This is a genomic window from Paraburkholderia sp. SIMBA_027 (genome assembly GCF_046535315.1).
In the GTDB taxonomy this organism is placed as follows: domain Bacteria; phylum Pseudomonadota; class Gammaproteobacteria; order Burkholderiales; family Burkholderiaceae; genus Paraburkholderia; species Paraburkholderia tropica.
The window spans coordinates 1-254 of the sequence record NZ_JAWRWY010001105.1; the positions used below are offsets into that span (position 1 = coordinate 1).

1 protein-coding gene is annotated in these 254 nt (G+C 65.0%); it reads right to left on the reverse strand.

The features are described from left to right. Positions 1 to 254 (reverse strand): hypothetical protein (locus SB764_RS42545; protein WP_410867113.1); only part of this gene is annotated, 254 nt, incomplete at both ends.

A 254-nucleotide genomic window follows, 5' to 3' on the forward strand; every position in this document is an offset into this window, starting at 1 on the left:
CTCGAGTCCGCCATAGCCGGAGGGCACGCCGACGCGCATCGAGTTGCCGAAATGATGCATGGCGCCCCAGTACCAGCCTTCCCAGCTGTCCGGATTCGCGGCGACCCGCGTGAAGCCGATCAGGTTGGCGAAGCGCGTCAGCGCGCTGAGGTAGTAGCCCACGTTGCCCCACTGATGGTGAGACGACATCGGGAACGTGATGGAGCCGGGGCCGTGAACGCGCTTCTGCCGGTTGATCTCCTTGGCGACGATGT